This is a genomic window from Methylobacterium sp. C1 (assembly GCF_001854385.1).
GTDB lineage: Bacteria > Pseudomonadota > Alphaproteobacteria > Rhizobiales > Beijerinckiaceae > Methylobacterium > Methylobacterium radiotolerans.
Window position 1 is genome coordinate 713,877 of the sequence record NZ_CP017640.1, and the last position, 13,811, is coordinate 727,687.

16 protein-coding genes are annotated in these 13,811 nt (G+C 70.9%); 9 read left to right on the forward strand and 7 right to left on the reverse strand.

The genetic code is table 11. The annotated features are described in order from the left end of the window. Positions 1-28: 28 nt before the first annotated feature. A complete protein-coding gene (gene dprA / locus BKE41_RS03285) occupies positions 29-1,240 on the forward strand; it encodes a DNA-processing protein DprA (protein WP_024831115.1) in 1,212 nt (403 codons plus the stop codon). Here the strand turns inward: dprA and ruvX are convergent. Both ruvX and BKE41_RS03295 read right to left on the reverse strand, forming a co-directional pair. Then, positions 1,230-1,742, reverse strand: a complete 513-nt coding sequence (gene ruvX, locus BKE41_RS03290; protein ID WP_012317482.1) for a Holliday junction resolvase RuvX — start codon at positions 1,740-1,742, stop codon at positions 1,230-1,232. The two genes, dprA and ruvX, sit on opposite strands and share 11 nt — an antisense overlap. Next, positions 1,739-2,308, reverse strand: coding sequence for an SMI1/KNR4 family protein (locus BKE41_RS03295; protein WP_053620280.1), 570 nt, complete (start codon positions 2,306-2,308; stop codon positions 1,739-1,741). Before BKE41_RS03295 ends, ruvX begins: the two co-directional genes overlap by 4 nt. A gap of 173 nt (positions 2,309-2,481) precedes the next feature. On the opposite strand from BKE41_RS03295, the gene BKE41_RS30740 reads away from it, so the two are divergent. From BKE41_RS30740 to gatB, 5 genes are all read left to right on the forward strand, one after another. Continuing rightward, a complete protein-coding gene (locus BKE41_RS30740; protein ID WP_012317484.1) occupies positions 2,482-2,622 on the forward strand; it encodes a hypothetical protein in 141 nt (46 codons plus the stop codon). A 174-nt stretch (positions 2,623-2,796) separates the two neighbouring features. Further along, positions 2,797-3,084 (forward strand): Asp-tRNA(Asn)/Glu-tRNA(Gln) amidotransferase subunit GatC, encoded by a 288-nt coding sequence (gene gatC, locus BKE41_RS03305; RefSeq protein ID WP_070998517.1) that lies wholly within the window; start codon positions 2,797-2,799, stop codon positions 3,082-3,084. Positions 3,085-3,159: 75 nt separating this feature from the next. Continuing rightward, complete coding sequence (gene gatA / locus BKE41_RS03310) at positions 3,160-4,638, forward strand: Asp-tRNA(Asn)/Glu-tRNA(Gln) amidotransferase subunit GatA (RefSeq protein WP_024831112.1); 1,479 nt, start codon at positions 3,160-3,162, stop codon at positions 4,636-4,638. Then, the gene (locus BKE41_RS03315; RefSeq protein WP_012317487.1) at positions 4,635-4,934 is read left to right on the forward strand and encodes a hypothetical protein; all 300 of its coding nucleotides are present in this window, start codon (positions 4,635-4,637) and stop codon (positions 4,932-4,934) included. The genes gatA and BKE41_RS03315 overlap by 4 nt, the downstream gene beginning before the upstream one ends. 184 nt (positions 4,935-5,118) lie before the next feature. Further along, the gene (gene gatB, locus BKE41_RS03320) at positions 5,119-6,591 is read left to right on the forward strand and encodes an Asp-tRNA(Asn)/Glu-tRNA(Gln) amidotransferase subunit GatB (protein ID WP_024831111.1); all 1,473 of its coding nucleotides are present in this window, start codon (positions 5,119-5,121) and stop codon (positions 6,589-6,591) included. Positions 6,592-7,456: 865 nt separating this feature from the next. Here gatB and BKE41_RS03325 read toward each other — a convergent pair. From BKE41_RS03325 to BKE41_RS03340, 4 genes are all read right to left on the reverse strand, one after another. Next, positions 7,457-8,512 (reverse strand): HlyD family secretion protein, encoded by a 1,056-nt coding sequence (locus BKE41_RS03325; RefSeq protein WP_058606306.1) that lies wholly within the window; start codon positions 8,510-8,512, stop codon positions 7,457-7,459. Further along, positions 8,512-8,706 carry a DUF1656 domain-containing protein gene (locus BKE41_RS03330; protein ID WP_012317490.1) on the reverse strand — a complete coding sequence of 65 codons (195 nt, stop codon included), beginning with the start codon at positions 8,704-8,706 and terminating at the stop codon, positions 8,512-8,514. Before BKE41_RS03330 ends, BKE41_RS03325 begins: the two co-directional genes overlap by 1 nt. Positions 8,707-8,729: 23 nt before the next feature. Then, a complete protein-coding gene (locus BKE41_RS03335) occupies positions 8,730-10,769 on the reverse strand; it encodes an FUSC family protein (protein ID WP_070998519.1) in 2,040 nt (679 codons plus the stop codon). A gap of 126 nt (positions 10,770-10,895) precedes the next feature. Beyond that, positions 10,896-11,216, reverse strand: coding sequence for a hypothetical protein (locus BKE41_RS03340; RefSeq protein ID WP_012317492.1), 321 nt, complete (start codon positions 11,214-11,216; stop codon positions 10,896-10,898). Between the two features lie 238 nt (positions 11,217-11,454). On the opposite strand from BKE41_RS03340, the gene BKE41_RS03345 reads away from it, so the two are divergent. Further along, the gene (locus tag BKE41_RS03345; RefSeq protein ID WP_012317493.1) at positions 11,455-12,090 is read left to right on the forward strand and encodes a glutathione S-transferase N-terminal domain-containing protein; all 636 of its coding nucleotides are present in this window, start codon (positions 11,455-11,457) and stop codon (positions 12,088-12,090) included. 7 nt (positions 12,091-12,097) lie between these two features. Here the strand turns inward: BKE41_RS03345 and BKE41_RS03350 are convergent, their stop codons facing one another. Further along, complete coding sequence (locus tag BKE41_RS03350) at positions 12,098-12,562, reverse strand: DUF2147 domain-containing protein (RefSeq protein WP_070998521.1); 465 nt, start codon at positions 12,560-12,562, stop codon at positions 12,098-12,100. A gap of 269 nt (positions 12,563-12,831) precedes the next feature. Between BKE41_RS03350 and ndk the strand changes: the two genes are divergently transcribed. Continuing rightward, positions 12,832-13,254, forward strand: a complete 423-nt coding sequence (gene ndk, locus BKE41_RS03355; protein ID WP_012317495.1) for a nucleoside-diphosphate kinase — start codon at positions 12,832-12,834, stop codon at positions 13,252-13,254. A gap of 168 nt (positions 13,255-13,422) precedes the next feature. Next, entirely contained in the window at positions 13,423-13,788 is a 366-nt protein-coding gene (locus BKE41_RS03360; protein ID WP_012317496.1) for a hypothetical protein, read from the forward strand. The last annotated feature ends 23 nt before the right edge of the window (positions 13,789-13,811 follow it).

Here is a 13,811-nt window from a genome sequence, read left to right on the forward strand (position 1 = left end):
GACCTTCGGGCAGGGGTGGGGGTGGTTGATGCAGCTCACCGAGGCCCAGCGGCTCGACTGGCTGCGACTGATCCGGACCGAGGGCGTCGGCCCCCGCACCTTCCGGAGGCTCGTGAACCGGTTCGGCGGCGCGGCCGCCGCCCTTGAGGCCCTGCCTGAGCTCACCGGCCGCCAGGGACGGAGGGTCGTGCCACCCACCTGCGGCGAAGCCGAGGCCGAACTCGCGGCCTTGACGCGCCTCGGCGGCCGGCTGGTCGCCACCGGCGAGGCGGAGTACCCGCGGCTCCTCGCCCAGGTCGACGCCGCGCCGCCCCTCCTGGCCCTGCGCGGCGCACCGATCCTCAACCGGCCCGCCGCCGCCCTCGTCGGCTCGCGGAACGCCTCATCGGCGGGGCTCGCCTTCACCGAGCGGCTCGCCCGCGGTCTCGGCGAAGCCGGCCTGACGGTGGTCTCCGGCCTCGCTCGCGGGATCGACGCTCGCGCCCACAAGGCCAGCCTGCGGACCGGCACGATCGCCGTCATGGCCGGTGGTCAGGACCGGATCTACCCGGCGAACCACGCGGCCCTGGTCGAGGCGATCCTGGCGGAGGGCGGCGCCGTCCTCGCCGAGATGCCGATGGGCTGGGAGCCCCGCGGGCGCGACTTTCCCCGGCGCAACCGGATCATCTCCGGCCTGTCCTACGGGACCGTGGTGGTGGAGGCCGCCCGGCGCTCCGGCTCGCTGATCACGGCGCGGTACGCCCTCGAGCAGAATCGGGAGGTCTTCGCCGTCCCGGGCTCGCCGCTCGACCCGCGCGCCGAGGGCACCAACGACCTGATCCGCCAGGGCGCCACCCTGGTCGCCGAGGTGTCCCACGTCCTCGAGGTGCTGGGCCCGATCATCGAGCGCGGCCCGGACGCCGAGGCGACGCCGGCGCGCGCGCGGCCGGACCTCGCCGAGCAGCCGGACTTCTGGGACGAGATCGCCCTCGACGCGGACGACGCGCCGCTTCACCCGCTCCCGCAGCGGCGCGCCGGCGCGTCCGCCCCGAGCCCCGCCCGGGACGACCGGCCACCGGAGCCGCAGGACGACCGGGCGCGGATCGTCGCGCTGCTCGGCCCGAGTCCGGTCGGCACCGACGAGCTGGCGCGGAGCGCCGGGGTCGGTGCCCGGATCGTGCAGAGCGTGCTGCTGGAATTGGAGCTCGACGGACGGATCGAGCGCCACGGCAGCGGCACCGTCTCTCTGATCAGCGGCTGAGGGACCCGTCCTCGGTGTCGTCGTCCGCGTCGGCGTCCGCGAGGTTGCGCATAACGTCGAGGCAGCCCTGGAGGATGTAGGCGGCGGCGAGCTTGTCGACGAGCTGGCCGCGCCGCGCCCGCGAGGCGTCGGCCTCGATCAGCGCGCGGGTGACCACGGCGGTCGAGAGGCGCTCGTCGAAGAAGACGTGGGGCAGGGGGAGGATCGGCGCGAGGTTGCGCATGAAGGCGCGGGTCGACTGCACCCGCGGCCCCTCACTGCCGTCCATGTTGAGCGGCAGTCCGACCACGAGGCCGCCGACCGCGTGCTGCCGGCACAGGGCGGCGAGCCGCTGCGCGTCGGGGGTGAACTTCACCCGGCGGATGGTCTCAAGCGGTGTCGCGATCTGGCGGCCGAGATCCGACAGGGCGAGCCCGATCGTTTTGGTGCCGAGATCGATGCCGATCAGGCGGGCGCCGCCGCGGGATTCGGCCGCGAAGGCGCGGATCGCGTCGAAGTTCATGACTCCGCCTGCGCGGCGCGCGCGAGGGTGGCCTCGGTGACGCCCTCGAAGCGGGCGGGGAGGGGCTCCGAACCCGGTCCCAGGACCAGCGCCGCGGACGGTGCCGTGACCCGGGTGAAGAAGTCGTCGAGGCTCTCGCCGCCGAACCGCACCGTCTCCAGGTCGGGCGCGAGCAGCCAGACGTCGTATTCCCCGTCGGTCCCGGTGACGTCCCAGAACAGGAAGCTGCCATCCTCGCCGGTGCCGAAGAAGCAGGCGCGCTCGACGATACCGGCATCGCCGCCCTCGACGTCGAAGCGATGCGGCTCCGCGCCGTCCTCGAGCATGGCGACCGCGGCGCCGACGCTGTGGGCGATGAGGGCCGCTTGGCTCACCAGATCGCAGGCCTCGAACGGCGCCGGCACGGCGACGCGGAACTGTCCCCCCGCGAGGCCGACGCCGCAGCTCCGGCAGAAGTCGCGATAGGAGGCCGGGAGGGCGAAGCCCAGCGCCTCGGACGCGCGGTCGAGGGCGGCCGCGTCCGGTACGAAGCCCGGCGCGAGCTCCTCGAAAACCTTGTCCCACATCGCTCCCGCTCCACCGTCCACAGGCTTCGGCTCCTCCGCAGATCGCCCCCCGGTGCGCGCGGAGCCGTTCGCGTCTAGGTAGGTTAATGTTCCGTTAAACCACGCTAAAGGGGCCCGCCTTGTCGACGAACGGCCAGCTCTCCTGTTCCGCACCGCACGGGCGCCGGCGGGCGATGCCGCGCAAGCACCGCTGGATGCTTCTCCTCGCCTTCGAGGTCCTGGTCGCGGGCTTCACCCAAGCCATGATCCAGCCGGTCCGGCAACCGGGAATCACCATCGAGATGTCGGTGACGCCCCACCACGTCGTGACCTGACCCGCCCCGCATCACGCCGCACCGCTCGGCTCGACCCGATGCCCTCGGGCGGCGCGCCGCCCGTCGGCCCCGAGCGTGTGGCGGTGTCCACCCGCGTTGCGGCGCGTCGAGAGCCGATGCTATAGCCCGACCGACTTCGGGAAAGTGCTCCCGGCAAGGGACGAACGGGACGGCATGTCGGTCGACGAGAAGACGGTTCGGCGCATCGCGCATCTGGCGCGGATCGCGGTCACCGACGACGAAGTCGGGCCCCTGCAGGGCGAGCTGAACGCCATCCTGGCCTTCGTCGAGCAGCTCGGCACGGTCGACGTCGCGGGCGTCGAGCCGATGACCTCGGTGACGCCGATGGCGATGAAGAAGCGCGCGGACGTCGTCACGGAGGGCGGCCGCGCCGCCGACGTCGTCGCCAACGCGCCCGAGACCGAGGACAATTACTTCCTGGTCCCGAAGGTGGTCGAGTAGGCCGAGCGCGGCCCGGACCTTGCGGACCGGATTTCTGGCGGGCAGGCGCGCGGCGCGCGCGAGGACGTGAACAGCGTGGATCCGAACGAACTTACCCTGGCCGAAGCGCGCGACGCCCTCAAGGCGAAGCGGATCTCGGCCCGCGAGCTGACCCAGGCGCATCTCGACGCCATGGCGAAGGCCCGAGTCCTGAACGCGTATATCCGGGAGACCCCGGACCGGGCCCTGACGATGGCCGAGGCCTCCGACCGGAAGATCGCGTCCGGCGAGGCGCGGCCGCTCGAGGGCATTCCCCTCGGCATCAAGGACCTGTTCTGTACGCACGGCGTGACGACCACGGCTGGGTCCAAGATCCTCGAGACCTTCGAGCCGCACTACGAATCGGCCGTGTCCGCCAATCTGTGGCGCGACGGCGCCGTGATGCTCGGCAAACTGAACCTCGACGAGTTCGCCATGGGCTCGTCCAACGAGACCAGCGCCTACGGCAACGTGATCTCGCCGTGGCGGCGCGCGGGATCGGACGCACCGATCGTGCCCGGCGGCTCCTCCGGCGGCTCCGCCGCGGCGGTCGCCGCGCGGCTCTGCCTCGGCGCCACCGCGACCGATACCGGTGGCTCCATCCGGCAGCCCGCCGCCTTCACGGGCACTGTGGGGATCAAGCCGACCTACGGGCGCTGCTCGCGCTGGGGCACGGTGGCCTTCGCCTCCTCCCTCGACCAGGCGGGCCCGATCGCCCGCACGGTGCGCGACTGCGCCATCCTCCTCGGCTCCATGGCGGGCTCCGACGCCCGGGACACGACGTGCGCCGACCTCGCGGTACCCGATTTCGAGGCCGCGGTGTCGCGGGGCGTGAAGGGCCTGACCATCGGCATCCCAAAGGAATACCGGGTCGACGGGATGCCCGCCGAGATCCAGAAGCTCTGGGACGAGGGGGCCGCGTGGCTGAAGGCGGCCGGCGCGACGATCAAGGAGATCTCGCTGCCGCACACCTCCTACGCGCTGCCGGCCTACTACATCGTGGCCCCGGCCGAGGCCTCCTCGAACCTCGCCCGCTACGACGGCGTCCGCTACGGCCTGCGCGTGCCCGGCAAGGACATCGCCGGGATGTACGAGAACACCCGCGCTGCCGGCTTCGGCCGCGAGGTGAAGCGGCGGATCATGATCGGTACCTACGTGCTCTCGGCCGGCTACTACGACGCCTACTATGTCCGCGCTCAGAAGATTCGCACGCTGATCAAGCGCGACTTCGAGGCCGCCTACGCGTCCGGCGTCGACGCGATCCTGACGCCGGCGACGCCGTCGGCCGCTTTCGGCATCGGCGAGAAGGCCTCGGCCGACCCGGTGGAGATGTACCTCAACGACGTGTTCACCGTGACGGTGAACATGGCCGGGCTTCCCGGCATCGCCGTGCCGGCCGGTCTCGACGGACAGGGCCTGCCGCTGGGCCTGCAACTCATCGGCCGGCCCTTCGATGAGGAGACGCTGTTCGCGGTCGCGCAGGTGATCGAGGACTCCGCCGGCCGGACGGTCCTTCCTGAGCCGTGGTGGTCATGACCGTCCCGTACTATCCCTGGACGGTCTGGATCTGGGCCGGCTTCGATCCGGCGCTGATCGTGGTGGCGGTCTATCTCGGCTGGACCGCCAGCCAGTTCGGCAAGGTCTTCATCGCGGCGATCGCGGCGCTCGGTTTCTCGGTGCTGTTCTCCTACGCGGTCAGCGCCGCCGGCATCCCCTGGCCGGCGCCGATCACCCACGACGGCCCGACCTTCTTCCCGGTGCGCGCCGTCGCGGCCCTGCTCTGGGCAATCCTGGGCTACGGCGCCCGGCAGGCGGTCGGACGCCGCGCTTGACCCTGCGGGCAGGGGCCTCCTAGAAAATCTCTCGCTCGACGCACCCGACGACGCCACCGTCTCGGCGAGCGGAGCGAAGCGATCCAGCGGCGCCGCGTGCGAGAACCGTGCGCTTCCCCGGATCGCTTCGCTCCGCTCGCCGAGACGGCGACGCCTCGAATGCCAGCCGCCTTTCGGACCGACCATGAACGCACCCGTCGACCCCAAGAAGCTGATCAAGGGCGGCCTCCACGACTGGGAGGTGATCGTCGGCATGGAGATCCACGCCCAGGTGTCCAGCCGGGCGAAGCTGTTCTCCGGCGCCTCGACGGAGTTCGGGGCCGAGCCGAACGACCACGTCTCGCTGGTCGATGCCGCGATGCCCGGGATGCTGCCGGTGATCAACGCCGAGTGCGTCGCCCAGGCGGTGCGCACCGGCCTCGGCCTGAAGGCCAAGATCAACCTGCGCTCCGTGTTCGACCGGAAGAACTACTTCTACCCGGACCTGCCGCAGGGCTACCAGATCTCGCAGTACAAGGACCCGATCGTCGGCGAGGGCGAGGTCCTGGTCGACTTGGCCGACGGCGCGTCGATCACCGTGGGCATCGAGCGCCTGCACCTCGAGCAGGATGCCGGCAAGTCGCTGCACGACCAGGATCCGACCCGGAGCTTCGTCGACCTCAACCGGTCGGGCGTGGCGCTGATGGAGATCGTTTCCCGGCCCGACCTGCGCTCCTCCGAGGAGGCGAAGGCCTACGTCACCAAGCTGCGCACGATCCTGCGGTATCTCGGCACCTGCGACGGTGACATGGAAAAGGGCTCGCTCCGCGCCGACGTGAACGTGTCGGTGCGCCGCCCCGGCGAGCCGCTGGGCACCCGCTGCGAGATCAAGAACGTCAACTCGATCCGCTTCATCGGGCAGGCGATCGAGACCGAGGCGCGGCGCCAGATCGCCATCCTCGAGGACGGCGGCACGATCGACCAGGAGACGCGCCTGTTCGACCCGACCAAGGGCGAGACGCGCTCGATGCGCTCCAAGGAGGAGGCGCACGACTACCGCTACTTCCCCGATCCGGATCTGCTGCCGCTCGAATTCGACCAGGCCTACGTCGACGCCCTCGCCGAGGGGCTGCCCGAACTGCCGGACGCCAAGAAGGCGCGGTTCGTCTCGGCGTTCGGCCTCTCGCCCTACGATGCCGGCGTGCTGGTCGCCGAGCGCGCCTCCGCCGACTACTACGAGGCGGTGGCCAAGGGCCGGGACGGCAAGGCCGCGGCCAACTGGGTGATCAACGAGCTGTTCGGGCGCCTCAACAAGGAGGGCCTGTCCATCGAAGCGACCCCGGTCTCGGCGGATCAGCTCGGCACGATCATCGACCTGATCGGCGAGGGCGTGATCTCCGGCAAGATCGCTAAGGACCTGTTCGAGATCGTCTGGACCGAGGGCGGCGACCCGCGCGCCGTCGTCGAGAGCCGCGGCATGAAGCAGGTGACCGACACGGGCGCCATCGAGGCGGCGGTGGATCAGATCATCGCGGCCAATCCCGACAAGGTCGCGCAGGCCAAGGAGAAGCCGACCCTGCTCGGGTGGTTCGTCGGTCAGACCATGAAGGCCACCGGCGGCAAGGCGAACCCCGCGGCGGTGAACGCGCTGCTCAAGGCGAAGCTCGGGATCGAGTGAGCGTTCCGCGGCGACCGGCCATCCCGCGCGTGGCCTCATCCTGAAGCACCCGCATCAGCGGGCCTCGAGGAGGAGCTACAGGGACGGGGCGACCAGCCAGAGGACTCCGTCGCGGCTCGCCGCGCTCGCACCTCGCCGCGGGGGCGCGAGCGGACGGCACTCACGTCGAAGTCGGCGGATCCGGCGGGCTCGACGGATCCCGTCATCGCCTCGACCACGACGAGATCCCGCCGCGGCGCTGCCGGGCAGGTGGGGCATTCGAATCCCTCGGCGAGAAACCGCGGCGGAACGGCTCGAAGTGGGGCCTTTCGCGCATTCGAAGGCGTGCCATGCGTGGCCGCTTCTGCGCCCCTGGAGCCGCGTCCGTCCGGCTGTCCGTGTTGCGCCGCTAGGTCTCGGGCCGAACCTGTCCCTGGACCGTCTAGGCGGCATTCCGCTGCGGTGGAGTCATCCCTGTCTCCTCCAGCTTCCAGCGACCGACACCGCTGCGAAACCTGATCTCATCAAGGTTTCCTGCCGGCCCGTGCCCGCTCTCGCCAAGCACAGTGAGAAACTGCGCCCGTCATCCGGGTCGGTCAATAGCTATTTTCTCGGCAACGGACCTTTTTGCTTCACTTCGCGGCGCCGCCGCGCCGCAGCGCGTGCCGGCTCAAGGACTTGGATCGATCCTGCGGCACTGCGAAATATTGTGTCGCGCGCGAGCGACTTGTCGGCGCCCATATCGTCCTCGATGGGACGGCGGATCCTGCGGTCGACGGCCTCTTCCGTGCCGCCGCGCAGGTCGTCGCCGCCGGCCGTATCGGACGTGTTGCCTGGCCGACCACGCCGGCGCCGCGCCTGCGGGCGCGGTCGCCCGGGCGACGGTTCAGCGCCGCTCGGCCTCCTGGGCCGGCCCGGCCGCCGGCGTGGTCAGAGCGGAGACGCGGTCGCGCAAGTCCATGAACCAGTTCGGCGCCGGGCCGCGGCCACCATTGACGAACACCGTCGCGGTCATGCCGGCGATGAGCGGGACGCCCGCCGGGACATGGTCGATGCGGATGCGGACCGGCACCCGCTGAGCGAGGCGGACCCAGGTGTAGACCGGGTTAACGTCCGGCAATCCCTGCGTGCTGGCGGCGGCGTTCGCCGTGGAGATGCCGAGCGTGATGCTGTGGACCGTGCCGGTCAGGTGCGGGTCGAAGCCCATCAGCTTCACGTCGGCGCGATCGCCGACGTGAATGTTGGGCATCTTCGTCTCCTCGAAATAGCCGTCGATCCAGAAGGAATCGGTGTCGATTACGCTGATGTTCGAGGTGCCGGTCCGGGCGTAGTCGCCGACGCGCATCAGCAGGTTGGTCACCCGGCCGTTGACGGTGGACTTCACCTGGGTGCGCTCGAGGTTCACCTTGGCCTGCCGCAATTGCGCCTGGGCACTCTCCAGCGACGCCTCGGCGATCTTCGCGGCGCCGGCGAATTGCTGCTTCTCCTCGATCGAGGTCGACACGGTCGTGAGCGCCTGCCGGCGGGCTGACTGGGCGTTCTTCACCTGCAGGTCGGCCTCGCGGTTCTTCACCTCGGCGTCCGCCGAGGTGACCGCGACCTCGAAGTCGACCGGATCGATGACGTAGAGGACGTCGCCCTTGCGGACGGTCTGGTTGTCCTGAACCCGGACCTCGACGATCTGCCCGGCGACCTGGGGCGCGATGTTGGCGACCTGCACCCGGACCGTGCCGTCGCGCGTCCAGGGCGCCGCCACGTAGAATTCCCACACGAAGGCCGCCGCGACGATCGCCGCCAGCAGGATCGCGCCCGTGGCCGCGAGGCGGAACACCTTGGCGGCGCGGCCCCGGCGCGGCACCGCGGGCAGCGGGTCGCTCCGCCCGGGGGCGCTGTCACGGGAGGCGGACTTCGGATCGTCCTCGTCGGCGGTCGTGTCGGGCATCAGATGAACGCGATCAGGAGGGCGAGGACACAGACGTAGAGGCCGGCCTCGGCGAGCGGGGCGTTGGCGACGTAGCGGCTGAAGTGGATGCGGGCGAAGACGAGGCGCAGGACGACCAGGATCACGAAGGCGGCCAGCGCGTAAGCGACGAAGGCCGTGACCAGCACTCCGCCGACATGGATGTCCTCGTGCATGGTGATTCCGGAAGAAGCGGCCGTCAGAATAGCGCGACGTCGAGGCGATGGAGGAATCGCCGGTGGCGGGTGATGGTTCGCGACGCTGTGACGAGGTCGCTGGCGGCGCGGGCCGTCGTCAGCCGCACCGCCCGGTCCTGGCCGGACGCGGCGCGGATCAGCTCGCGCGCCGCCGTCTCGAGGCCGCGATCGTCGCCGGCCGCCAGGGCGTCCCGCGCCCGCGGGATCGCGCCGCGCAGGGCCCCGATCGACCAGAGGCGGCGCAGCTCCGCGTGGGCGCGGGCGGCGGCGGCCTCCAGCCGGGCGAGGGCGAAGGCGTGGTGCAGGTTCGCCCGCCGTACGGCGCCGCTCCCCGAGCTGTAATTCGCGAACTGGAACAGCCGGTCGGCGTTCAGGCTGGTGCGGGTGGTGGCGTCGCCCCCCTGGCCGACGAGGGCGTCGGCGAGCGCGCGCCGCGCCGAATCCAGGGCGAAGACCCGCTGCTGGGCGGGCGCGATCGGCAGGATGAGGCGGACGACGATCGACAGGATCACGGCCGCGACGACCACCAGGAAGGCGTTCAGGAGGAAGGTCAGCGCATCGTACGACTGGGGATTCGAGGGCCCGAGCAGCACGGGGAAGAAGACGATCACGATGAAGCCGATGCCGAAGGTCTTCGGGTTCAGCGACAGGAAGCAGCCGAAGAAGATCACGGGGGCCATCACCATGGCCAGCATCGGGAAGCCCTGGACACCGTTGAGGAGCGCGAACCGGGCGATGCCCGCGAAGGTGGCGGCGAGGGTCATCCCGATGACGACCCCGTTGGCGAACTTCTTCGGATCCGGCGTGACCGACGAGAGCGCCGCGGTGGCGGCCACTTGGACCAGCGCGAAGGAGGCCTGCGGCAGGCCGAGCGCCACGAAGGTGGCGGCGGTCACCGCGAAGCTCAGGGCCACTCGCAGGGCACCGCGCACGGCGACCGGGAAGTCGCGATGGGTCGGCAGCGCGGCGTCGCGCAGCGGCCGGTGGCCGTCGGCGACGGCACGAATGCCGTCCTGCGCGAAGGTCGCGGCGCAGACGAAGTCGAGGGCGCGCTGAAGCACCACCACCTCGTCGAGGGGGCGGGTCCCGTCGCGGATGGCCGCGTCGATCAGGTCGCGCAGGCGCTCGTCGTCGCGGTCGAGGGCGTCGGGATCCGGTGCGTCGGCCACCCGCCGGCAGATCGCCATCGCCTCCGCGACGGCCGGGCTCGGGTTGCGCAGGCCGGCCGCCGCGGCCCCGAGGCTGCGGATCGCGGCCGCCATCACGTAGAGCGCGGCGATGCAGCTGCGCGCGCCGGCCGCGCGGTACCGGCCATCGTCCAGTTCGCCCGCGATGGCGCTGGCATCGGCCCGCATCGGCGCGATGGCGCGGATCAGCGCGGCGGTGCGCGTGGCGCCGAGGTCGCCCACCGCCAGCGTCTCGCGGGCGTAGCCGCGCGTCTCGTCCCAGGCTTCGCGCAACTGCGGCAGCAGGGCCCGCCACGTGCTCGGCGAGGCGAGGGCGTCGTTGATGAAGGTGATCACGACGATGCCGAGCACGATCACGGCGACGCGGGACACGGCGGCGTCGAAGGTGCCCTGCGGCTCGTCGATCTGACCCAGCGCGATGATCGCCACGGTGTAGCCGGACAGCATCGCGCCGTAGGCCCGCGTGTCTTGCAGGAACTGGGCGACGAAGACGCAGAGGCCGAGCCACACGGTGAAGCTGAGGAGCAGCAGCACCCGGTCCTGGCCGAACAGGGCCATGAAGACGAGCGCCACCACGGCGCCGATCAGCGTACCGAGGAGGCGGTAGACCGCCTTCGAGATCGCCTGCCCGCGCTTGGGCTGGGCGAGGATCGCCACGCAGGTGGCGGCGGACGAGGCGCTGTCGAGCTGGAGCCAGAAGGCGGCGGCCAGTGCCAGCATCATGGCGATCCAGATCCGCAGCGCGAAGGCCCAGGCGGCCGGCTTCGGCACCCAGGCATCGAGGAACGCCACGACGCGGTCGACGAACGGTTCGGCGCGGCGATCCGCGGCGGATGCGGCGGGGGCCTCAGCCATGCCGGACCGGGCGCGGCGCGCTGTCCACCGCCCGTCCGGACGGAGAAGGGTCCGTCATCGCCTCGTGTCTCCCGCCAACGCGCCGCGGATGTCTGAACGAACGGGACGCCCCGCGGTTCTAGCCGGTCAGGCCTTGTCGCCACCTTTCAGGCGCTTGTTGCACTTGCTCCAGAACTGCGGCCATTTCGGCCCCTGCGCGGCCTTCTGCGCGTCGGTAAGGGCGCGCCACTCGGCGCCGCAGGTCTTCTGCCGTTCGCGGGTGGCGGACTGGCCCTGACTCGGCGTCCTGGCGGCCGGCGCCTCGGCGGCGGGCGCCTTCGCGGGTGCCTCCCTGGCCGCCGCGTCCCGGGCGGGCGTATCCTTGGCAGGCGGGTCCTTGGCGAGGACCGGACAGGCGGCGAGCAGCGGCACGGACAGGACCGCGATCCTGACGAGACGATCGATCATCGGATGTTCCCCCTCGGGCGACGTACCACGCCCGAGCCGCAATCTCGCCGCTCTCGCGCGGGGCCGGCAAGCCCGCCCCGGCGGCCGACGACAGCTCCGGCGCAGCTTCGCCGAATCGTCGGGCTCCCGGGCCGCTGCCCTTGAGCGCGGCCGGGAAATCGTCTTCACTGCCGGGGTTGTTTGGAAATGGCGGAGGACCACCGCGCCGCCGACGATCGGGTCCAGGAGCAGGCAGAGCATGGCAGCGGTGTCCGGGCGGCCGATCGACGTCCACACATGGAGCACGCCGAACGGCTGGAAGATCCCGATCATGCTGGAGGAGTGCGGGCTGCCCTACCGCATCGTTCCCGTGGACATCGCCAAGAACGAGCAGTTCGCGCCCGATTTCCTGGCGATCTCGCCCAACAACAAGATCCCGGCCATCGTCGACCCGGACGGGCCCGGCGGACAGCCGATCTCCGTCTTCGAATCGGGCGCGATCCTGCAGTATCTCGGCCGGAAGACCGGACAATTCTACCCGGCCGACGAGCGCGCCCGCGTGCAGGTCGACGAGTGGCTGTTCTGGCAGGTGGCGGGATTCGGGCCGATGCTCGGGCAGACGCACCACTTCAAGATCTACGCGCCCGAGAAGGTGCCGTACGCGATCGACCGGTTCACCGCCGAGGCCAAACGCCTGTACGGCGTGCTGGAGCGGCGGCTCGAGGGCCGCGCCTTCCTGGCCGACGAGTACTCCATCGCCGACATCGCGACGTTCACCTGGGCCAAGCTCAACTTCAAGCAGGGCGTCGCCATCGACACCCTGCCGAACGTCGCCCGCTGGCTCGAGAGCATCTTGGCGAGGCCGGCGGTGCAGCGCGGCCTCGCGGCGATCTGACGGGCAATCAGTTCTTGTTGGCGGCCTGCTGGTTCACGTCCGGGACGCGGGTCCAGGTCTGCGACCCGCACAGGATCTTGAGCATGCAGCCCGAGACGTTGAGCTCGGCCTCGTTCTCGCGCTCCAGGCTGACCGTGTAGATCTTGCCTTCCTCGATATTGTAGAGTTCGCCGGTAAACTTCGCGTCGTCCGGCTTCAGACCATCGATCAGCTGCAGACCGATCACCGGACGGGCACGCTTCTTCGGATCGGGATTCTTGAGGTCGGTGCGCGGGGCGCCGTTGTCGAAGGTCGGCGTCTTGAGCCAGACGACCTTGCCGCAGACCAGCTTCTGGCCGGGGCCGCAGCGATCGATCCGGATCTTGGCGCGACCGTCGCCGGTGAGCCACGTGCCGGACGGGTCCTTGGCGGTGTCGGCGGCGGCGGCGGAGAGGCCGGCGAGAAGCAGGCTGGCGCTGAGAGCGAAGCGCATGGTTCGTCTCCGGTGTTGGGGCGTCCGCGGACGCCCGAGGGGTGGACGAAGTCGGTTGGTGCGCGACTGAGCCGTCGCATTCGGGCGATTTTTCGGCGGTGTTGCGGCAGAGCCACGGCCGCGCTTGTCCCGCCCGGTCCCGCCGCGCGGCTTGAGACACCGGGGGGCGCCCGCTATAAGCCCGGCGCCGAAGCGAAATTCTCGCTGCCGCGGCGTGTCCGGATCGCCGGCGCGCCGCAGATCTTTTCCACAGACAGACCGGACGCACCATGGCCACCGAGCGCACCTTCTCGATCCTGAAGCCCGACGCGACGCGGCGGAACCTGACCGGCGCGGTCAACGCGGTCATCGAGGAGGCCGGCCTGCGCATCGTCGGCCAGCGCCGCATCCGCATGACCAAGGAGCAGGCCGAGAAGTTCTACGAGGTGCACAAGGAGCGCCCGTTCTTCGGCGAGCTCGTGACCTTCATGACCTCCGGCCCGGTGGTGGTTCAGGTCCTCGAGGGCGAGAACGCGGTCGCCAAGTACCGTGAGGTCATGGGCGCCACGAACCCGGCCCAGGCCGCCGAGGGCACGATCCGCAAGAAGTTCGCCGAGTCCGTCGGTGAGAACACCGTCCACGGTTCGGACAGCGCCGAGAACGCCAAGCTCGAGATCGCGCAGTTCTTCAAGGATTCCGACATCGCCGCCTGAGGCGCGGCGCGGTGGCGGGTTGGGCACACCGGCCCGCCATTCGCGCGCCCCGGACCCGGTGCCGCCGGGAATGCCGCCCTGTGTGACCGGGTCGTCCTTGACGGGACAGAGCCCGGAAGCGTCCAACGGCCGAGCTTAGCCAATCTCAGCCCCCGGACGACCCCGACCATGACGATGCGCCGCCTGCCCCTGCTGATCGCGACCGGCCTGATCGCCCTCGGCGCGACCGCCGCCCTCGCGGGCGGATCCTCAGCCCCGTTCCAGCAGTACGAGCCCGACCCGGCCCTCAAGACCGCCAGCAAGACCAATCTCGAAGGCCGCGTGCGCCACGCCTGCACCGTCGTCCAGGCGCGCATGACCAGCGCCACCGAGGCGTCCCTCGAGCGCCCCTGCGGCTGCTACGCCCGTCAGACCCTGCGCAGCCTCGACGCCTCCGAGATCGAGGCCTACCGGACCACCGGCTACTTCAACGACACCGCCCGCGCCAAGGCGCTCTCGGCCCTGGACAGCTGCAAGCTGCAGCGCCCGGTCTGAGCGCCCGAAGGCTCCCGGCTCCG